The sequence below is a fragment of the Rathayibacter sp. AY1B6 genome (assembly GCF_002932755.1).
Taxonomy (GTDB): domain Bacteria; phylum Actinomycetota; class Actinomycetes; order Actinomycetales; family Microbacteriaceae; genus Rathayibacter.
Map to the genome: position 1 here is coordinate 47137 of NZ_PSWL01000008.1, position 19345 is coordinate 66481.

Here is a 19345-nt window from a genome sequence, read left to right on the forward strand (position 1 = left end):
CCCCATGGTAGCCGCGGGGGCGCCGCACCGGTCGGCCCGCGGCGGGCATGATGAGCGGATGAGCACCCTCCCGCCGATCGTCGTGTCCGCCGTCGCGGTCCTCCGCGACCGGCGCGTCCTGATGGTCACGGCGCGGGGCCGGGAGGTCCTCTACCTCCCCGGCGGCAAGGTCGACGAGGGCGAGAGCGGGATCGAGGCGGCGGCCCGCGAGGCACGCGAGGAGCTCGGCGCGGTCGCGCTCGGCCTCGAGCCCCTGTTCACCGTCCGCACCCAGGCGCACGGCGAGCCGGAGGGGCGCGAGGTGCACATGAGCGTCTTCGCCGCCGAGCTCGACCGGGAGGCGCGCCCGAGCGGCGAGATCGACTCGCTGCACTGGGTCGACGGCTCCTATGCGGGCCGCTGCCCGCCCGCCGGGGTCGAGACCCTCCGGCTGCTGCGAGGTCTCGATCTCGTCGACTGACCCTCCGGCGCCGGGCCGACCGCGGGGCGGCTAGCCTCGTGGCGTGGAGACGAGACGGCGTGCACGGGACCGGTCGAGCGCGGAGGAGCCGGACCGCCTCGAGCCGGTGCGGCTGGAGGCGGCCGTGCCGATCCTGCGGATCTTCTCGGTCGCCAAGGCGGGCGAGTTCTACGTCGACTACCTCGGCTTCGAGGTGGACTGGGAGCACCGCGCCGCGCTCGACGCCCCTCTCTACCTGCAGGTGTCGCGCTCGGGGCTGCGCCTGCACCTCAGCGAGCACCACCGCGACGGCAGTCCCGGCGCCGCGGTGCACGTCGCCCTCCGCGGAGTCCGCGAGCTGCACGCCGAGCTCGACGCGAAGGCCTACCCCTACCTCAACCCGCGGATCACCCGCACGCCGTTCGGCTTCGCGCTCGATGTGATCGATCCGTTCGGCAACCAGCTGCGCTTCGCGGAGCCGGCTCCGGTGCCGCGCCTGCCCTGATCGATGCGCGTGCGGGTGCTTGTACAACCTGAGCGCCGACTGATCAAGCGTTCACCGCCCGTCCATGCACTTCGGAGTCCCATCCTTTAGCGTGGCTCCGATGGCTTCACGGGGGACGATCGAGCGGCCGGACACGGCCCGGGCGACGGGACGGCAGCGCCGCCCGCGGCTCCGCTTCATGGATGCCGCGCCGCTGGCGACAGGCCTGCTGGGCTCGATCGCGATCCTCCTCGGCTCGCTCGGCGTGGGCTACCTGCCCGCCGACTCGCCCATCCGCGACTGGCCCCTCATCGCCTCGATCCGCGCCACGGGCTGGCTCACCGAGTCCAGCGGCGCCCTCGTCGTCGGCGGCGGGATGCTGCTGCTGATCGCGTGGCTCCGCCTGCGCACGGTCGCCCTCGCGGCGGGCCCCGGCTCCGTCCGCACCATCGTGGTGGCGGCCCTCGCCTGGACCGCTCCGCTGCTGGTGACGGTGCCGCTGTTCAGCCACGACATGTTCTCCTACGTGGCGCAGGGGCGCCTGATGACCCAGGGCATCGACCCCTACACGCACGGCGTCGCGACGCTCCCCGGCTGGTTCGACCTCGGCGTCGACCCGCTCTGGGCCGACACGCCCACGCCCTACGGGCCCCTCTACCTCCTGATCGAGCGCACCGCCGTGCAGTTCGCGGGCTACGGCGCTCCCGAGCTCTCCATCGCGATGCTCCGCGCCGTGTCGGTCGCCGGAGTGGCCGTGATGTCCGTCTACGCGCTCCGCCTGGCGCGCCTGCGCGGCCTCTCTGTCCCGCTCACCGCCTGGACGATCGTCGCCAACCCGCTGACCCTCGTGCTCTTCGTCGTCGCCGGCCACAACGACTCCGTGATGCTGGCGCTCATCCTCGCGTCGCTCTACTACGCCCAGACCGACCGCCGCATCGCCGCCGTCGTGCTGATGGCCGGAGCGATCGCGATCAAGCCGATCGCCGTGATCGCGCTCCCCGTGCTCGCGCTGCTGTGGCTGCGCCACGACGCGACGTGGCGCGAGCGCGCCCGCGGCTGGCTCTGGACGGGCGCCGGAGCGCTCGGCCTCGTGGTCGCCGTCGGGCTGCTCGCCGGGGTCGGAGTCGGCTGGGTCGCGGCGATGGTCGTGCCCGGCTCGATCCTGCACTGGTACGCGCCGATGTCGTTCGTCACGGTCTCGGTCTCCCGCGCCGTCGAGTTCACCGGTCACGACCCCGCCGCGGCGATCGCGGTGGTCAAGATCCTCGCGCTCGGGCTCGCCGGCCTGATCGCCGCGCGCCTCATGCTGTCGCGGCGCTCGATCGATCCGCTCGCCCGCCTCTCCGGCGCGCTGCTCGCGTTCGTGACCGCGTCGACCGCCATCCACCCCTGGTACGCCCTCTGGATCCTGCCGATCGCCGCGCTCGCGCGCCCGTGGAGCCGCTCCCACGTGCACCTGGCGGTCTACGCGTCGATCTTCCTCCTGTGCGTCACGCTCGCCGAGCCCATCGACGGCGGAGGCGGCACGATGGACCAGATCCCGGCTCGGGTCGCGACGATCGCCGCGATCGCCGTGGTCGGGATGTACGTCCTCCTCGGCTACACCGACGAGGAGCGGGTCGAGGGGCTGCCCCTCGTGCGCGCTCTTCCGTTCGGCTCCGTGATCCTCGCCCGCCTCAGCGGCGGCCGCCTGGTCGACGCCCGGATGGCCGCGACGCGCCTGCGCGACTAGCCGGGGCCGCGGCTCAGGAGTCGGACTCGTCGCTCCGGCGACGGGTGCGGCGGTCGAGCGCGGCCTGCGCCGTCTCGGCGGCCGAGCGCGCGGAGCCGACCGGCCCGGAGGGGCCGGCGAGGGTGCTCGAGAGGGACGACAGCCAGCCGGAGTCGTCGCGACCGGTGTTCAGCGCATCCGAGAAGAGGGGGAGCTCGCTGCGGGTGGCGTGGATCGCGTAGGACTCGCGGGTGAACCCGTTGTCGGGGACGACGGGCGTCCTGCGGGACGCGCGGGCGGCGTCCTCGGCCTGCTCCTGGCGCGAGGCGACCGGCGCCTGCTCCTGTGCGGCCTGCTCCTGAGCGGCCTCCGGAGGCGTCTGCTCCAGGGGGGCGTCGCGCTCGTCGCGCGGGGTGCTGCTGTCGTCGTCCACGGCGGTCCTCCTGCTCTCCGCCCCGAGCGGAGGAGCGGGCGCCGCGGTGATGGGGCGGCGCCTGGTCAGGCTACCCCTCGTTCAGGGCGTGGCGTCGTCGCTGGCGCCTGATCGTGGCGCGGGGCGCCAGACGACCAGTTCGGTCCGGCGCTGCGCGCGCGTCCCGTGGCGCAGAGTGACCACGTCGCCCTCGAGGCCGGCTGCGAACACACGGCGGCCCGGCCGGTTCAGGAGCTCGTCGGCGAGGGCCGACTCCAGCTCGCGCACCCGCTGCGAGAGCGACTGCACCTGGTTCTCGAGCTGCAGGATGCGCGCGATGCCCTCGAGCGAGACGCCCTCGGAGGACAGCCGGGCGACCTCGCGCAGCTGCACCACATCGCGCATCGAGTAGCGACGCGACTTGCCCGCGGTCCGGGTCGGGCTCACGAGCCCGAGCCGGTCGTACTGCCGCAGGGTCTGCGGGTGCATCCCCGCCAGCTCGGCGGCGACGGCGATCGCGAAGACGGGCGTGTTCTCGTCCATGTCTCCTCCTCCGACCGGTCGCGCCGATCCGGTGCTAGTAGCGGGCCTTCTCCAGGATGTCCTCGCGCGGGTCCTCGTCCGGCTCGGCGGCGGCGTAGGCCTCGAGGGCCTCCCGGGCGGCACCGGACAGGTGGCTCGGGACGGCGACCTGCAGGACGGCGAGCAGATCGCCCGTGCCCTTGGTGGTCGTGACGCCGCGGCCCTTGACGCGCAGGACACGGCCGCTCGGGGTTCCGGCGGCGACCCGCAGCTTGACGGGCTCGCCGCCGAGGGTCGGCACCTCGATCGTCGCGCCGAAGACGGCCTCGACGAAGGTGACGGGGACCGTCACCCGCAGGTTCAGCCCGTCGCGCTCGAACACGGGGTGCTTGCGGACCGAGACGGTGAGCACCAGATCGCCGGGCTCGCCGCCGTCCGGACTGGGGCGGCCCTTGCCGCGGACGCGGATCTTCTGGTCGTCGGCGACGCCGGCCGGGATGCGCACCGAGAGGGTGCGCCCGTCGCCGGTCTGCAGCTGGACGGTGTCGCCCCGGGTCGCGGTGCGGAAGTCGATGGTGGTGCTGGCGGTGACGTCGGCGCCCTTCTGCGGGCCGCCGAAGCCGCGGTAGCCGCCGCTGGGCTGGCCGAAGCGGTTGCCTCCGCCGCCGAACATGCCGCCGAGGATGTCCTCGAAGCCGGGCGGCGGGCCCTGCTGGGTGCTGTAGGAGGTGCGCCCGCCCTGGCCGAACATGCCGCCGAAGACGTCGTCGAACCCTCCTGGCTGGCCGCCCGCGGTGAAGCGCGCTCCGCCGCCCATGGCGCGGATCTGGTCGTACTCCTTGCGCTGCTCGGCGTCCGAGAGCACGGTGTACGCCTCGCTGATCTCCTTGAAGCGCGCCTCGGCCTTCGCGTCCCCCGGGTTGGAGTCGGGGTGGAACTGGCGGGCGAGCTTGCGGTAGGTCTTCTTCAGGTCCGCGGCGGAGACGTCCTTGGACACGCCGAGGACCTTGTAGAAGTCCTTGTCGAACCAATCCTGGCTGGCCATGTGCCTCTTCCTGTGTCGAATGCGGCGAGGGACCCCGCCCCGGTCCGGCAGCGTGCTGCCGAGCGGGGCGGGGTCCTCCGCGGTGGTGGTGCCGGTGGCGGGGTCAGTCGGCGGGGACTGCCACGACCACCTTGGCGGCCCGCAGCAGCGAGCCTCCGAGGTAGTAGCCCGCCTCGACGACGTCCGCGACCGTGGAGGTCTCGGCGCCGGGGGTGGGCTGCTGGAAGATCGCCTCGTGGATGTTCGGGTCGAACAGGTCGCCCACGGCGCCGGTCTTCACCAGGCCGAGCTTCTCCACTCCGCCGCGCAGCTTCTGCGCGATGGCCGTGAAGGGCCCGCCCTCGGCGAGGTCGCCGTGCTTCTCGGCGCGGTCGAGGTCGTCGAGCACGGGGAGGATGACCTTCACCGCGTCGCCGATCGCCCGCTCCTTGTCGACCTGGCGGTTCGCCTCGGTGCGCTTGCGGTAGTTCGCGTACTCCGCGGTCACCCGCTGGAGGTCGGCGAGGTGCTCGGCCGCGAGCGTCTCGGCGCTGGACTGGCCCGAGAGGAACGAGAGGTCGGCGTCCGAGAGGCTGGTCTCGACGTCGGGCCCCTCGGCCTCGATGAGGCCCTCCTGGTCCTGGGCGTCCTTCGCCGCCTCGGCTCCCGCCTCGCCGCCGGTGACCGGCTGCTCCTCGGGGAGGTCCTGGGGCTCGTTCTCGGCTGCCATGGCTACTTCGTGTCCTTCGGCTCGTCCTCGTCGATGACCTCGGCGTCGACGATGTCCTCGTCGTCCTTCTTGTCACCGTCGGCCGGAGCGTCCGCGGGGGCGCTCTGCGCGGCCTGGTCCTGGGAGTAGATCGCCTGGCCGATCTTGGTCTGCGAGGCGTTGAGGGCGTCGAACGCGGTCTTGACGGCCGCGTCGTCGTCGCCGGCGAGCGCGGTCTTCAGCGCGTCGACGTCGCCCTGCACCTCGGACTTGACGTCCTCGGGCAGCTTGTCCTCGTTGTCCTTGATCAGCTTGTCGATCGAATACGCCAGGGTCTCGGCGTTGTTGCGGATCTCGGCGGCCTCGCGGCGGGCCTTGTCCTCGGCGGCGTGCTCCTCGGCCTCGCGGACCATGCGGTCGATGTCGTCCTTGGGAAGCGACGAGCCGCCCGTGATCGTCATCGACTGCTCCTTGCCGGTGCCCTTGTCCTTCGCGGACACGTGGACGATGCCGTTGGCGTCGATGTCGAAGGTGACCTCGACCTGCGGGATGCCGCGCGGGGCCGGCGCGATGCCGGTCAGCTCGAACGTGCCCAGGTTCTTGTTGTCGCGCGTGAACTCGCGCTCGCCCTGGAAGACCTGGATCGCGACGGACGGCTGGTTGTCGTCGGCCGTGGTGAAGGTCTCGGACCTCTTGGTCGGGATCGCGGTGTTGCGCTCGATGAGCTTGGTCATGATCCCGCCCTTGGTCTCGATGCCCAGCGAGAGCGGGGTCACGTCGATCAGGAGGACGTCCTTGCGCTCGCCCTTGAGGACACCGGCCTGCAGCGCGGCGCCGACGGCGACGACCTCGTCCGGGTTGACGCCCTTGTTGGGCTCCTTGCCGCCGGTGAGCTTCTTGACGAGCTCGGCCACGGCCGGCATGCGGGTCGAGCCGCCGACGAGGACCACGTGCGCGATGTCCTCGACCTTGACGCCCGCCTCGGCGATGACGTCGGTGAAGGGCTTGCGGGTGCGCTCGATCAGGTCGCTGGTGAGCTCCTCGAACTTGGCGCGGGTGAGCGTCTCGTCGAGGTTCGCCGGGCCGTTCTCGGTGAGCGAGAGGTAGGGCAGCTGTATGCTGGTCGAGGTGCTCGAGGACAGCTCCTTCTTCGCCTGCTCCGCGGCCTCCTTGAGGCGCTGGCGCGCGATCTTGTCCTTCGAGACGTCGACGCCGGTCGAGTCCTTGAAGCGCTTGACCAGGTGGTCGACGACGCGCTGGTCCCAGTCGTCGCCGCCGAGGCGGTTGTCGCCCGAGGTCGCGCGGACCTGGATGGTCGAGAAGTCGTCGTCCTTGCCCACCTCGAGGAGGGAGACGTCGAACGTTCCGCCGCCGAGGTCGAAGACGAGGATGAGCTCGTCCTCCTTGCCCTTGTCGAGGCCGTAGGCGAGAGCGGCCGCGGTGGGCTCGTTGATGATGCGCAGGACGTTGAGGCCGGCGATCTCGCCGGCGTCCTTGGTCGCCTGGCGCTCGGCGTCGTTGAAGTAGGCCGGGACGGTGATGACCGCGTCGGTCACCTTGTCGCCGAGGTACTGCTCCGCGTCGCGCTTGAGCTTGCCCAGGATGCGGGCCGAGATCTCCTGCGGGGTGTACTTCTTGTCCTCCACGCCGAAGGTCCAGTCGGTGCCCATGTGGCGCTTGACCGACGCGATGGTGCGGTCGACGTTGGTGACGGCCTGGCGCTTCGCGGTCTCGCCGACGAGCACCTCCCCGTCCTTGGTGAACGCCACGACGGACGGCGTGGTGCGGAAGCCCTCGGCGTTGGCGATGACGGTGGGCTCGCCTCCCTCGAGGACGGCCACGACAGAGTTGGTGGTTCCCAGGTCGATGCCTACGGCACGGGACATATGCGTTGTTCTCCTTCGCGATCGGCGTCGCGCGGGCGGCGGCCGGTCAGTTGACGGGTGGTGCGGAATCCTCTGCGGGAGTTGAGCCCCGCACGCTCAAGTTTACGCATCCGTCGTCTCGCGTCAAGTCCGGAGGCGAGAAGTTGAGTCGCATCGGCTCAACTCTCAGACTCGCGGGTCCCGCGGCTTCCGGCCGTTCACCTCCTCCCCCTACGGTGGGCCCATGACGACGCGCACCGGCCGCTGGCCCGTCCTCGCCTGGGGCCTGTGGGACTGGGGCGGCTCGGCCTTCAACGCGGTGGTGACCACCTTCGTCTTCACCGTCTACCTGACCACCGACGGGCTCTTCGGCACATCGAGCGGAGTCTCGGCCGCGCTCGGCTGGTCGCTCGCCGCCGCCGGCGTGGTCGTCGCCGTCATCGCGCCGATCACCGGCCGCCGGGCCGACCTCGGCGGGCGCCGCCGGTTCTGGCTGGGGGTCCACTCCTCCGTCGTCGTCCTCTGCATCCTGCTGATGTTCCTCGTGCGCCCCGACCCGGCTCTCCTCTGGCTGGGACTCGGACTGCTCGCGGTCGGCACGGTCTTCTTCGAGTTCGCGAGCGTCAACTACAACGCGATGCTCCTCCAGGTCTCGACCCGGGCGACCATCGGCCGCGTCTCCGGCTTCGGCTGGGGCATGGGGTACGTCGGCGGCATCGTCCTGCTGCTCATCGTGTATGTCGGCTTCATCTCGCCCGAGGTCGGGCTCTTCGGGGTGACGGGGGACGACGGCCTCGACGTGCGCGTCTCGATCCTGGTCGCCGGCGTGTGGTTCGCGGTCTTCGCCCTCCCGGTGCTGGTCGCGGTGCCGGAGACGCCGGCGCGGGCGAGCCGGGCGGAGCGCGTCGGCGTGATCGCCTCCTACCGCGCGCTCTTCGCGCAGGTCGCCGCCCTCTGGCGCGAGAGCAGGAGCACGGTGGCCTTCCTCATCGCCAGCGCGGTGTTCCGCGACGGGCTCACCGGGGTCTTCACCTTCGGCGGCGTGCTGGCGCAGGGCACCTTCGGCTTCGACGCCGGCGAGGTGATCCTGTTCGCGATCGCCGCGAACGTCGTCGCCGGAGTGGCGACCATCTCGGTCGGCGCGCTCGACGACCGCATCGGCCCCAAGGCCGTGATCGTCGCGTCGCTCATCGGCCTGGTCGTCTGCGGCACGGCCGTCTTCGTCCTGCACGACGGGGGGAGCACGGTGTTCTGGATCTTCGGCCTGCTGCTGTGCCTGTTCGTCGGCCCGGCGCAGTCGGCGAGCCGCAGCTACCTCGCCCGCCTCATCCCGGAGGGACGCGAGGGCGAGATCTTCGGCCTCTACGCGACCACCGGGCGCGCGGCCTCGTTCCTCGCTCCCGCCGCCTTCGCGGCCGCCGTCTCGATCGCCGCGGCGGTCTCGGGCAGCGGCGAGGCGAACGTGCAGTACTGGGGCATCCTCGGGCTCGTCCTCGTCCTCGCCGTCGGACTGGTGCTGCTCCTGCCGGTGCGCCGCCCGCCGGCGACCGCCCCCGTCGTGCCGGAGCCGCAGCTCGCTCCGCCCGCTCGCCGGGACTGACGAGGCCGGCACGCGGAGAGGCGGTCGACGTCTCTCCGCGCGCGCCGCCGGACGCGGTCAGACCGTGGCGATCCAGAACACGATCAGCAGGAGCGTGACGAGGAAGCCGGTCAGGAAGTTCAGCGCGAGGAAGCGCTTCCAGCCCGCGTTCGCCTGCTCCGCCTCGGCGTCCTCGAGGGACCGGTACGGCCAGATGCTCACCGCGTACGGCACCGCGAGGATAGCCGCGAGGGTCCCCGGCCAGGGCAGCAGGAGCAGGAGCAGTCCGCTCGCGACGTAGGCGCCGATGGCGAAGCGCGTGGTCGCCTTCGCCCCGATCACGGTCGCGATCGAGCCGATGCCGCCCGCCCGGTCGGCCAGGATGTCCTGCACCGCTCCGAAGGCGTGGCTCGCGATCCCCCAGAGGAAGAACGCCACGAGCAGCGCCACCAGCGGTCCGGTGACCACGGTGCCCGCGAGGGCGATCCCGTAGACGGCGGGGCTGACGAAGTGGGTGGCCGAGGTCAGCGAGTCGACGAAGGGCCGCTCCTTGAAGCGGAGCCCCGGCGCGCTGTAGGCGATCACGGCGAAGACGCTGATCGCGAGGACCAGCCAGGAGACCGGGGACCCGAGCAGCACCAGCGCCACCAGGAACGGCACGTTCGTGGCCACCGCCGCGATCAGCGTCGCGCGGTGCTCGCTCCGGTCGAGCACGGCTCCCTCGACGCCGCCCTTGCGGGGGTTCCGCAGGTCGGACTCGTAGTCGAAGACGTCGTTGATCCCGTACATCGCGAGGTTGTAGGGGATGAGGAAGTAGATCGTGCCGAGCACGAAGGCGAGGTCGATCTCGCGGGTGGTCAGCAGATACGCCGCCGCGAACGGGTAGGCGGTGTTGACCCAGCTCAGCGGGCGGCTCGAGACGAACAGCGCGCGCAGCCGGTTCATGGCTCGCTCCGACGTCGCGAGGGCAGGAGGACCCAGAGCGCCGGGAGGGCGAGGGCCGCGGCGATCGCGTAGGCGAAGTCCTCGATCGGAGCGACGCCGATCCGGATCCCCGAGATCAGGTCGTCGTCGTAGGCGACCAGCAGGCCCACTCCGATCATGATGTTGTCGAACACGGCGGTCGTCACCAGCAGCACGGCGAGCGTGCCGAGGACGGCGGGCAGGCGCAGGACACGACGGCGCAGCGCGAGCAGCAGCAGCACCAGCACCACCGCGAGGAACACGGCGTTGAGGAGGAGGTAGGTCACGCGCGCGCCTCCGCCCGCCGGGCGACCCGCTGCGAGAGGAAGCCGTGCACGTCCATCGTCAGGTAGCAGAGCAGGGTGAGGAAGAGGACCTCCTCGACCGGGAGCTCCGGAGCGAGCTGCAGACCGGTCATGTAGGAGGTCTCGCCGCGGAAGAACACGCCCAGGCCGATCCCCACGAGGTCCCAGACCAGGAAGAACGCGACTCCCACGGGCAGCACGATCGCCGCGCGGCGGGCGTCCGCCCAGAAGAACAGCCGGAAGCGGCGGTCGAGCACGATCATCCCGGTGATCGAGACGAGGAGCGCGAGCAGGTAGAGGATCCCCACGCCTACTCCCCCACGGCGACGGGCGCGACCGGAGCCGACGGCGTCTCCCGCACGGGCAGCGGCTCGGTCGACACGTCGCCGCGCACGCGCTTGAGCATGACCTCGGCGCTGATGATGCACATCGGCAGGCCGATGCCGGGGATCGTGGAGCTGCCGGCGAAGAGCAGCCCGTCGACGTGCCTGCTGACGTTCCCGGCGCGGAAGAAGGCGCTCTGCGAGAGGACGTGGGCCGGCCCGAGCATCGAGCCGCGCCAGGCGCCGAGATCGCTCTCGAAGTCGGCCGGGCCGATGGTGCGGCGGACGACGATGCGCTCGGCCAGATCGGTCGCGCCGGTCCAGGTCGCGATCTGCGCGACGGCCTGGTCGGCGATGGCCTCGACGCGCGCGTCGCCCGCGCCGTCGACTCCGCCGTGACCGATCGAGGTGTCGGCCGGGATCGGCACGAGCACGAACAGGTTCTCGTGCCCTTCCGGAGCCGTGCTCGCGTCGGTCGCGCTCGGGCGGCAGACGTAGATCGACGCGGGGTCGGGGACGGTCGGGTGCTCGCCGAAGATCTTGTCGAAGTTGTCGCGCCAGTCCTTCGTGAAGAGCAGGGTGTGGTGCTCGAGCTCGGGCAGCTTTCCGCGCACGCCCAGGAGGACGAGGACGGCGCTCGGGCCGGGCTCGCGCTTCTCCCAGTAGGACGGCGGGTAGGTCCGCAGCTCCTCGGGGAGGAGCGACTGCTCGGTGGTGAAGAGGTCGGAGGCGTTGACGACCAGGTCGGCGGGGATCCGCTCCGTGCCGTCGGGGCCCGTGAACTCGACACCGACGACCTCGGCGCCTCGGCGCCCGCCGCGGGGCGAGCGCGCGGTGAGGATCCGCGTCGCGGGCGAGGAGGTGCGGACGGTGACGCCCGCCTCCTCGGCGACGTCGGCGACCGCCTCGATCAGCTTCGTGAATCCGCCCATCGGGTAGAGCACGCCGTCGGCGAGGTCGAGGTGGCTCATCAGGTGGTACATGCTCGGCGCGGCGAACGGCGAGGAGCCGAGGAAGACGGCCGGGTAGCCGAGGATCTGGCGCAGCCGGTTGTCGGTGACCGCCGTCGCCGCGAACGTGTCGAGCGGCGTGAGCAGCAGGCGGCCGAGCCTCCCGGTCCGGCTGAGCACGTCGCGGCGCAGCAGCGGGAGGAAGGAGGAGAAGCTCGTGTAGAGGAAGCGGCGCTTGGCCATCTCGTAGGTGTCGCGCGCGGAGTCGAGGTACGCGCGCATCCGCTCGCCCGCTCCGGGCTCGATGCTCTCGAAGAGCGCGAGGTTGGACTCGAGGTCGGCGAGCACGTCGATCGGCTCGTCGACGCCCTCGCTGTAGACGCGGTAGCCGGGGTCGAGCGTGACGAGGTCGAGGCGCTCCTCGGCGCTGGTGCCCATCAGGCGGAAGAAGTGGTCGAACACCTCGGGCATCAGGTACCAGGAGGGACCGGTGTCGAAGCGGAAGCCCTCGTGCTCCCACGAGCCGGCGCGGCCGCCGACGGCCTCGCGCGCCTCCAGGAGGGTCACGTCGTAGCCGTCGCGCGCGAGCAGCGCGGCGGAGGCGAGCCCGCCGATCCCGCCGCCGATGACGACGGCGCGGTGCGGGCCGGTCCTCGAGCGGGTCGCGCGGACGGGGCCGGGGCCCAGGCGCGGGCCGAGCGTCGAGACGGCCGCCCTCGCGGCGAGCGCCGCCTTCGTGGCCGTGGGCACGCTGACGCGGGCGCGGAGGAGCTCCTCAGCGGGCGTGGCGCGGATCCGGTCGGCCAGGGCGGCGAAGAGGGAGTGGGCGAGCAGGACCGCGCGCCGGCTGGAGCGCGGGAGCTCGGGCACGATGGCGGCGGCCTCGGCGAGGTCGTCGTCGAGGTCGGCGAGCAGCGAGGCCTTGTCGCGCTCGGAGAACGCGCGCGGGTCGATTCCGGGGAAGTAGCTGCGGCCGAGGCCGTCGACGTCGGCGGCGAGATCGCGGAGGAAGTTGACCTTCTGGAACGCGGCGCCCAGGCGGCGCGCTCCGGCCACGAGCCGCTCGCGGGCGGCCTCGGAGACGAGCCCCGCGTCCGGCGCCGCGAGGAACACGTGCAGGCACATCAGCCCCACGACCTCGGCGGAGCCGTAGACGTAGGCCTCGAAGGACTCGGGGGTGTGCTCGGTCTCGCGGAGGTCGGCGCGCATCGAGGCGAAGAACGGACGGGTGAGCTCGGTGCCGAATCCTGTCGCCCGAGCGGTCCGCGCGAAGGCGTGGATCACGAGGTTGGAGCTGTAGCCGGAGGCGAGGGCGCGCTCGGTCTCGGCCTCGAAGGCGTCGAGGGACTCCTCGACCGCGGCCCGGTCGAGACGGGCCTCCTCGGCGACGCCGTCGACGATCTCGTCGGCGACGCGCACGAGGGCGTAGACGTCCTCCACCCGCTCGCGGACGCCCGGGGCGAGCAGGCGCGTGGCCAGCCCGAAGGAGGTGGAGTAGCGGCGGATCACCTGCGCGGACGACTCGTGCGCGACGCGGTCGTACAGTTCGCTCTGGCGGCTCATCGTGCCACCGTACGGGGGCTCGGCCGGGCGGAGCGCATCGTCGCGCGCATCCGCGCGTGGCGGGCAGCGCTCATCGGGTGCGCCCGACCACGCTGGCCACCAGCGGACGGACCTCGTTGCGGAACGCCTCCGACACCGCGGGGGTCTCCAGGGCCGCCCAGGCGCGGTCGGCGAACTGGTTCGCGAGCCCCTCGGCGTAGCTGCGGGCGCCGCACTCCTCGAGGATGCCGCGCACCTTCTCCGCGGTCTCCGGCGCGAGGTGCTCGTCGCCGATCAGCGCCTCGATGTCGGGCCAGCAGTCCGTGCCGGCCGCGTGGGCGATGAGGACGGTGCGCTTGCCCTCGCGGAGGTCGCCCAGCGTGGTCTTGCCGGTCTGACCCTCCGAGCCGAAGACGCCGAGCAGGTCGTCGACGATCTGGTAGGCGATGCCGATCCAGCGGCCGAACTCGCCGAGCGCGTCCACCGCGGCGTCCGAGGCCCCGGCGAGGATCGCTCCGGCCTGGAGCGGCGCCTCGAAGGAGTAGACGGCCGTCTTGAGGCGCTCCATCTCGAGCACCTCGTCGACCGAGGGCATGCCCGGCATGAGGGAGAAGTCCACATCGGCCAGCTCGCCCGCGGCCGAGGCGAAGACGGCTTCGTCGAGCAGGGTGAGCAGGCGGGCGCGCACGCCGTCCGAGGCGCCGACGCCCTCGACGAGGCGGTGGGCGCCGGTGAGCGCGAGGTCTCCGGCGATCACGGCCACCGAGGTGCCGCGGTGCTCGGCGATCGGGATGGAGAGGCCTGCGGTCGTCGCCTCGTCGCGGTAGCTGCCCGAGACGTTCGGGCCGCCGCGGCGCACGAAGTCGCGGTCGATCACGTCGTCGTGCACGATCAGCGCGGTGTGCAGCAGCTCGAACGCCGCGCCGAGATGGGCGGCGGCCTCCGGATCCTGGCCGCCGTGGGCCTCGTACGCCGAGATCACCATCAGCGGGCGGAAGCGCTTGCCGCCGCGGGTGTTGGCCTCCAGCGTCTGCCAGAGGGTCAGGTAGCGGGGTCCGAGACGCACCGCCCGGGACCTCGCCAACGAGAAGAACCTGTCCAGGACGGCATCAACGTGCTCCTGCCTCAACCGGGACAGAACCACGGGGTCGCGCGTATCCACGTGGGAAGGCTAACAAAGGGGAGAACCCGAACGATAAGCCGGCTGATGTGTTGCGGCGTGCTTGACTTGCGGGTATGACTTCGCCAGCCGCCACTGTGCAGACGGACCGGATCGAGCAGGTGGTCCTCCTCGACGAGGCCGGGAACGCCGTGGGAGTCGCCGACAAGGCGACCGTGCACGACACGGCCACTCCCCTGCACCTCGCGTTCTCCTGCCACGTCTTCTCCCCGGACGGCGCGCTGCTCGTGACCCGCCGCGCGCTGGAGAAGCGCACCTGGCCGGGCGTCTGGACCAACTCCTTCTGCGGGCATCCCGCCCCGGGCGAGCGGATCGAGGACGCCGTCGTCCGCCGGGCCGAGCGCGAGCTCGGCGCCCGACTGGCCACGCTGGAGGTCGCCCTGCCGGACTTCCGCTACCGCGCGGTCGACGCGTCCGGCATCGTCGAGAACGAGATCTGCCCCGTCTACACGGCGACGTTGTCGAGCCGCGACGCCCTCGATCCGCGCCTCGACGAGGTCATGGACTACGAGTGGGTCGACGCCGAGGCGACGCTCGCCGCCGTCCGCTCGACGCCGTGGGCGTTCTCCCCCTGGCTCGTGCTGCAGCTCCCCCGCCTGCTCGGCTGACCCCCGCGCCCGGATCCCTCCCCGCGAGATGCCACTTCGGTACGCGTTCACCGGCGTGTCGCGTACCGAAGTGGCATCTCGCGGAGGGCGTCAGTCCGAGTAGACGTCCGTGCGGTGGAAGTTGAGCGCCGAGCGCGACGCGGTCGGGCCGCGCTGGCCCTGGTACCGCGAGCTGTACTCCGCCGAGCCGTAGGGCTTCTCGGCGGGCGAGCTGAGGCGGAAGAAGCACATCTGGCCGATCTTCATCCCCGGCCAGAGCGTGATGGGGAGCGTCGCGACGTTGCTGAGCTCGAGGGTGACGTGGCCGGTGAAGCCCGGATCGATGAACCCGGCGGTCGAGTGGGTCAGCAGCCCGAGCCGCCCGAGCGAGCTCTTGCCCTCGAGTCGCGCAGCGATGTCGTCCGGCAGCGACACCTCCTCGTAGGTCGAGCCGAGCACGAACTCTCCCGGGTGGAGGATGAACGGCTCGCCCTGCGGCGTCTCGACCAGGCGGGTCAGCTCGGGCTGGTCCTCGGCCGGATCGATGTACGGGTAGCGGTGGTTGTCGAACAGCCGGAAGAAGCGGTCGAGGCGCACATCGACGGACGACGGCTGCAGCATCGACGGATCGTGCGGGGCGAGCCCCACGCGGCCGGAGGCGAGTTCGAGCGAGATGTCGCGGTCGGAGAGGAGCACGCTGCGATCCTAGAGCGTGGCGCGACCCCGGGGCGTGGGCCGGTCGCGGGCCTTGCTACGATGTCCTGGTGCGCCCGAGCGGCGCCGCGCGAGTGTAGTTCAATGGTAGAACTTCTGCTTCCCAAGCAGATGGCGCGGGTTCGATTCCCGTCACTCGCTCTCCTCCCCCTCGCCCGCGACCGGTCCTCCGTCCGAGGCGAGCGGCTCCTCCTCCAGCGCTGCAGCGGCGTCCGTCAGCCCAGCGGCGTCCGGTCAGCCCAGCGGCGTCCGTCAGCCCAGCGGCGTCCGTCAGCCCAGCGGCGTCCGGTCAGCCCAGCAGCGGTAGCCGACCGACCATCTTGTCGATCCGGTTCCTCGGCCCCACCAGGCTGACCGCGAGGTACTGCAGCTCGTCCGAGCCGCTCGCCGCCACCGCCTCCCTGTACTCGTCGTACACGCGGGTGGCCTGCGCCGAGGCGGGCATGTCGGCGACGAACGTCCCCGCGTGCGCCTCGGCCTTCGGCCGGATCGCGAGCAGAGCGGCCGCGTCGGCGGCGAGGACCGTGCAGCCGGCCCACGGCAGACCGGGATGCAGCGATCCGGAGGCGTCGGCGGGGCTCGGTCCGAGCAGTCCCGCGACGTGCGCGGCCGTCGCGGCGCCCACGCAGATCGCGGCGTTCACGGCGCGGCCGGCCGGGAGGGACTCGTCGACGACGACCACCCACTTGAGGCGGGCCGAGCGGGTGGGCGCGGCGGTGTCGATCTCGTCGGGGTGGAAGCCGACGGCGTCGGGGACGGGGACGGGGACGGTCATGCTGCTCCTCGGTTCGTGCGAAGTGTCGTCACGAACAGTAGGCAGTCGAGATCGCCTGCGGCACGATCTCCGTATGAACGACCAGCAGAACGGCCCAGGAGCGGCACTCGACGAACTCGACGTCCGGATCCTGCACATCCTGCAGTCGGATGCACGGATCACGAACCGGGACCTCGCAGCCGCCGTGCACGTCTCGCCGACCACCGCCCTCGACCGCACGAGGAGCCTCCGGCGCCGCGGCGTCATCACCGGCGCGACGCTCACTCTCGACTTCGCCGCCCTCGGGCGCGGCGTGCAGGCGCTGATCGCGGTCCGCATCCGTCCGCCGTCGCGGGAGATCATCGAGGCCTTCCGCGACTGGGTCGCCGGCCTCGACGAGACGGTCGGCGTGTTCGTCACCTCCGGCTCGGAGGACTTCATCATCCACGTCGCCGTCCGCGACAACCAGGACCTCTACGCCTTCGTCATCGACGAGCTGACCCAGCGCCGCGAGGTCGCCGACGTGCGCACCTCGGTCGTCTACGAGCACCTGCGCGAGCAGGTCGTCCTGCCGCTGGAGCCGCACGGCCGCGCGGAGCGGTGAGGCGCCCGAGCGGCGTTCCGACGCGACACGCCGGGCGGATCCGCGGCAGCGCGCGGGATCGGGGGACGCAGAGGGCAGGGTGGAGGGGTGACAGAGCTCGTCCAGATCCCGTCGCCGGGCGTCGCCCTCGAGTACGGGCACCCCGGCCGGCCCGTGGTGGTCGTGCTGCACGACGTGTTCGGGCGCCTTCCGTGGCTGGAGCCGTTCGCTGAGGCCGTGGCGAAGCACGGCTACCACGTGCTCGTGCCGGACCTCTACGACGGCTGGGCCACGCTCGCCCCGGAGGACGCGCGAGACCTCGCCGCGATGGCCGCGCAGGACCGCACCCTCGCCGCCGTCGCCGAGGCGGTCGGCGCCGGAGTCGCGGCCGGGGCCCCGCGCAGCGCCGTCATCGGCTTCGGCTTCGGCGGCCGCCTCGGGCTGCTCGCCGCGGGCACCGGGCTCGTGGACGCGGTCGTCGCGTACTACGCCACCCTCGGCGCCCAGGAGCACGTGCTGGTGCCGTGCCCGACCCTCCTGCACTACGCGCAGAGCGACGAGTGGCCCGCGGGCGACGACCCGGAGTCGTTCGTCGGACGGCTGAAGGAGTCGGGGACGCCGGTCACGGCGCACACCTACCCGGACACGCAGCGGCACTTCGCGAACGGCAACCTGCGCGACGCGGTGAGCCCCGCCTCCGCGGCGCTCGCCTACGCGCGGACGCTCTCGTTCCTCAATCCGCAGCTCATCGACACCTGAGCGCTCAGCCCTGCACGTCGTGCAGGTGGTGCTGGACGTCGTGCAGGTAGTACCGGGCGATCGTGTCGACCGTGAAGGCCGCGCCGTCGCTGCGGCGACCGCGGCGCTGCCACTGGGCGCCGGCGACGGAGTCGAACACCTCGGCGATGCGCTCGGCCGACTCGACCAGCTCGCGGCCGACCGTGGCCGGGTCCTGCTGGTCGTAGCGCTCCTCCACGGCGGTGACGTCCTGGTCCCAGTTGGGGTAGAGCGGGTCGTCGCCGGCGAGCATCAGCTGCACGCGGGTGCGGTAGATGCGGTGCACATCGCGCACGTGCGCGGCGTACTCGAGCGGCGACCAGGTCTCGTCGTCGGGCCGGCCCGCCGCGTCGTCGCGGTCGAGCACGTAGGGCCACGCGGCGGCGTTCTCGCGGATGAGCTCGGCGACCTCGTCGGCGTCGACGAGCGAGGCGTCGAAACCGCACTCGAGGCAGGGGCGCTCGAGGACCCAGGTCCAGTCCTTGGTGTCGGGAGTGATCGGCATGGCACCAGAGTAGGGCGCCGCCGGGTCAGCAGCGCGTCGGGGTGCCCTGCACGGCGCCGCGCTCGCCGTCGGCCGTCCACGGGAGCTCGGGCAGGCCCTCGGCTCCCGAAGCGGCTCCCTGCTCGACGGCGATGGCTGCCAGGGTGCGGGCGACCGTCGCGGCGAAGTCGCCGCCGGGCGTCGAGCTGTTGATCGAGACGGCCACGGTCAGGCCCGAGACCGGGTCGGAGTAGGCCGCGGTGACGAAGCCGGGCGCGAGGCCCGAGAAGCCGCGGAGGGGTCCCGCCTCGTGCCCGCCGAGCCCGGCGCGGAGGTAGTCGGCGCGACCCTGGCCCTGGACGACCGGGTCCTGCCACATCGCGTCGCCCGCGGGATCGGTCGCGAGGCCCGTCGCCAGCCGCCGGAGGTCCTCGAGATCGGTCAGCGCTCCGCCCGCGGCGCCGAGGGCGGACGGGGACGCGGCGGTGACGTCGAGGCGCACGTCGCAGCGCTTCTCCCCGGTCGCCGGGTCCAGCGCGACCGCGTAGCCGCGGGGGGACGGAGCGGGCAGGTCGACCTCGGAGGCGCCGGGCAGCTCCGTGCTGCGCAGCCCGTACCGCGGCACCACGTACTGGTCGTAGAGCTCCCCGATGCTCCGACCGGTCACCTGCGTCGCGACGATGCCGGCGAGCAGCGGACCGGTGGCGGAGTCGGACCACGCCGCTCCGGGCTCGGCCGAGGCGCCGCGCACCTGGGCGGCGGCGAGCAGCTCGAGCGTCGGCCACTGCCGCGGAGGGTTCTGGAGCACGGTCGGCCAGAGGGCCGATCGGAAGTCGGCCAGGCCGGAGGTGTGCGCGCAGAGCTCGCGCAGGGTGAGCCCGTCGATGCCGGGCAGGGAGCGGAGCGTCTCGCCGACGTCGGCGTCGAGGTCGACCCGGCCGGAGTCGGCGAGGGCGAGGACCACGTCGCAGGTCATCGCCTCGGTGCCGCCGGTGCCGAGCCGCAGGTGCGCGTCGGTGGTGAGGGCGGTGGTGCGCTCGTCCGACTCCCAGCCGACCGCGCCCTCCCAGCTGCCGCCCCACGGCGACCAGACTCCGGCGACCGCTCCGGTCGCGCCGGCGACGCCGACCGTCTCGTCGAGGAACCCCGTCAGCGCGGAGGCGAGCTCCTCCGGTGCTTCCTGCGCGGGCGCCTCCGCCACCCGCGAGGCGGCGGCGGGCGTGCAGCCGGCCAGTGCGAGCACGAGGACTGGGACGACGAGCAGTCCCGTCCGCGTCCGTCTGCGAGATCCCATGCCGTGCGACTCCCCCGTCGTCTGCGAACGGCACCACTGTACGGGGGCGCTGTCCGGCCGGAGAGGGCCGCTGAGCGCCCGATCGCGATTCGTGTCCTGACCGTGACCGGCGGAGTCCACCCCGTTCCCAAACCGGCAGGCGCC

At 72.5% G+C, this 19345-nt stretch carries 21 protein-coding genes and 1 tRNA gene; 8 read left to right on the forward strand and 14 right to left on the reverse strand.

The annotated features are described in order from the left end of the window. Positions 1 to 58 precede the first annotated feature (58 nt). From C5D08_RS05880 to mptB, 3 genes are all read left to right on the forward strand, one after another. Positions 59 to 460, forward strand: a complete 402-nt coding sequence (locus C5D08_RS05880) for an NUDIX domain-containing protein (protein WP_104276232.1) — start codon at positions 59 to 61, stop codon at positions 458 to 460. Positions 461 to 503: 43 nt separating this feature from the next. Next, entirely contained in the window at positions 504 to 944 is a 441-nt protein-coding gene (locus tag C5D08_RS05885; RefSeq protein ID WP_208543318.1) for a glyoxalase superfamily protein, read from the forward strand. A gap of 100 nt (positions 945 to 1044) precedes the next feature. Beyond that, positions 1045 to 2655, forward strand: coding sequence for a polyprenol phosphomannose-dependent alpha 1,6 mannosyltransferase MptB (gene mptB, locus C5D08_RS05890; protein ID WP_104276233.1), 1611 nt, complete (start codon positions 1045 to 1047; stop codon positions 2653 to 2655). Positions 2656 to 2668: 13 nt separating this feature from the next. On the opposite strand, the gene C5D08_RS05895 is transcribed toward mptB, so the two are convergent. The 5 genes from C5D08_RS05895 to dnaK all read right to left on the reverse strand — a co-directional run bounded on the left by C5D08_RS05895 (position 2669) and on the right by dnaK (position 7187). Further along, the gene (locus tag C5D08_RS05895; RefSeq protein WP_104276234.1) at positions 2669 to 3067 is read right to left on the reverse strand and encodes a hypothetical protein; all 399 of its coding nucleotides are present in this window, start codon (positions 3065 to 3067) and stop codon (positions 2669 to 2671) included. 81 nt (positions 3068 to 3148) lie between these two features. Then, a complete protein-coding gene (locus tag C5D08_RS05900; protein WP_104276235.1) occupies positions 3149 to 3589 on the reverse strand; it encodes a heat shock protein transcriptional repressor HspR in 441 nt (146 codons plus the stop codon). Positions 3590 to 3623: 34 nt separating this feature from the next. Beyond that, on the reverse strand, positions 3624 to 4613 hold the full coding sequence (locus tag C5D08_RS05905) for a DnaJ C-terminal domain-containing protein (RefSeq protein ID WP_104276236.1): 990 nt from the start codon (positions 4611 to 4613) through the stop codon (positions 3624 to 3626). A 103-nt stretch (positions 4614 to 4716) separates the two neighbouring features. Beyond that, positions 4717 to 5322, reverse strand: a complete 606-nt coding sequence (locus tag C5D08_RS05910; RefSeq protein ID WP_104276237.1) for a nucleotide exchange factor GrpE — start codon at positions 5320 to 5322, stop codon at positions 4717 to 4719. A gap of 2 nt (positions 5323 to 5324) precedes the next feature. Further along, positions 5325 to 7187, reverse strand: a complete 1863-nt coding sequence (gene dnaK, locus C5D08_RS05915) for a molecular chaperone DnaK (protein WP_104222890.1) — start codon at positions 7185 to 7187, stop codon at positions 5325 to 5327. 223 nt (positions 7188 to 7410) lie between these two features. Here dnaK and C5D08_RS05920 point away from each other — a divergent pair, with 223 nt between their 5' ends. Next, positions 7411 to 8766, forward strand: a complete 1356-nt coding sequence (locus tag C5D08_RS05920) for an MFS transporter (RefSeq protein WP_104276238.1) — start codon at positions 7411 to 7413, stop codon at positions 8764 to 8766. A gap of 57 nt (positions 8767 to 8823) precedes the next feature. On the opposite strand, the gene C5D08_RS05925 is transcribed toward C5D08_RS05920, so the two are convergent. The 5 genes from C5D08_RS05925 to C5D08_RS05945 all read right to left on the reverse strand — a co-directional run bounded on the left by C5D08_RS05925 (position 8824) and on the right by C5D08_RS05945 (position 13894). Next, on the reverse strand, positions 8824 to 9690 hold the full coding sequence (locus tag C5D08_RS05925; RefSeq protein WP_104276239.1) for a prenyltransferase: 867 nt from the start codon (positions 9688 to 9690) through the stop codon (positions 8824 to 8826). Then, positions 9687 to 9995 carry a lycopene cyclase domain-containing protein gene (locus C5D08_RS05930; protein WP_104276240.1) on the reverse strand — a complete coding sequence of 103 codons (309 nt, stop codon included), beginning with the start codon at positions 9993 to 9995 and terminating at the stop codon, positions 9687 to 9689. The genes C5D08_RS05925 and C5D08_RS05930 overlap by 4 nt, the downstream gene beginning before the upstream one ends. Continuing rightward, positions 9992 to 10321, reverse strand: coding sequence for a lycopene cyclase domain-containing protein (locus C5D08_RS05935; protein WP_104276241.1), 330 nt, complete (start codon positions 10319 to 10321; stop codon positions 9992 to 9994). The genes C5D08_RS05930 and C5D08_RS05935 overlap by 4 nt, the downstream gene beginning before the upstream one ends. 2 nt (positions 10322 to 10323) lie before the next feature. Continuing rightward, positions 10324 to 12849 (reverse strand): phytoene desaturase family protein, encoded by a 2526-nt coding sequence (crtI, locus tag C5D08_RS05940; RefSeq protein ID WP_104276242.1) that lies wholly within the window; start codon positions 12847 to 12849, stop codon positions 10324 to 10326. A gap of 70 nt (positions 12850 to 12919) precedes the next feature. Continuing rightward, positions 12920 to 13894, reverse strand: coding sequence for a polyprenyl synthetase family protein (locus C5D08_RS05945; RefSeq protein ID WP_244229492.1), 975 nt, complete (start codon positions 13892 to 13894; stop codon positions 12920 to 12922). 170 nt (positions 13895 to 14064) lie between these two features. Between C5D08_RS05945 and idi the strand changes: the two genes are divergently transcribed. Next, on the forward strand, positions 14065 to 14616 hold the full coding sequence (gene idi, locus C5D08_RS05950) for an isopentenyl-diphosphate Delta-isomerase (RefSeq protein WP_104276243.1): 552 nt from the start codon (positions 14065 to 14067) through the stop codon (positions 14614 to 14616). Between the two features lie 90 nt (positions 14617 to 14706). Here idi and dcd read toward each other — a convergent pair whose 3' ends face one another. Further along, positions 14707 to 15291, reverse strand: coding sequence for a dCTP deaminase (gene dcd / locus C5D08_RS05955; protein ID WP_104276244.1), 585 nt, complete (start codon positions 15289 to 15291; stop codon positions 14707 to 14709). Between the two features lie 88 nt (positions 15292 to 15379). On the opposite strand from dcd, the gene C5D08_RS05960 reads away from it, so the two are divergent. Then, positions 15380 to 15450 (forward strand) — tRNA-Gly (locus C5D08_RS05960). 148 nt (positions 15451 to 15598) lie between these two features. On the opposite strand, the gene C5D08_RS05965 is transcribed toward C5D08_RS05960, so the two are convergent. Then, positions 15599 to 16084 carry a DUF2000 domain-containing protein gene (locus tag C5D08_RS05965; RefSeq protein WP_104276245.1) on the reverse strand — a complete coding sequence of 162 codons (486 nt, stop codon included), beginning with the start codon at positions 16082 to 16084 and terminating at the stop codon, positions 15599 to 15601. Between the two features lie 73 nt (positions 16085 to 16157). Between C5D08_RS05965 and C5D08_RS05970 the strand changes: the two genes are divergently transcribed. Beyond that, positions 16158 to 16667: an Lrp/AsnC family transcriptional regulator gene (locus C5D08_RS05970; protein WP_104276246.1), complete on the forward strand. Its 510-nt coding sequence runs from the start codon at positions 16158 to 16160 to the stop codon at positions 16665 to 16667. 87 nt (positions 16668 to 16754) lie between these two features. Continuing rightward, on the forward strand, positions 16755 to 17405 hold the full coding sequence (locus C5D08_RS05975) for a dienelactone hydrolase family protein (RefSeq protein WP_104276247.1): 651 nt from the start codon (positions 16755 to 16757) through the stop codon (positions 17403 to 17405). Positions 17406 to 17409: 4 nt separating this feature from the next. Here C5D08_RS05975 and C5D08_RS05980 read toward each other — a convergent pair whose 3' ends face one another. Together C5D08_RS05980 and C5D08_RS05985 are read right to left on the reverse strand one after the other, a co-directional pair. Next, positions 17410 to 17928 (reverse strand): DinB family protein, encoded by a 519-nt coding sequence (locus C5D08_RS05980; RefSeq protein ID WP_104276248.1) that lies wholly within the window; start codon positions 17926 to 17928, stop codon positions 17410 to 17412. Positions 17929 to 17953: 25 nt separating this feature from the next. Further along, positions 17954 to 19201 (reverse strand): serine hydrolase, encoded by a 1248-nt coding sequence (locus tag C5D08_RS05985; protein WP_104276249.1) that lies wholly within the window; start codon positions 19199 to 19201, stop codon positions 17954 to 17956. Positions 19202 to 19345: the final 144 nt, after the last annotated feature.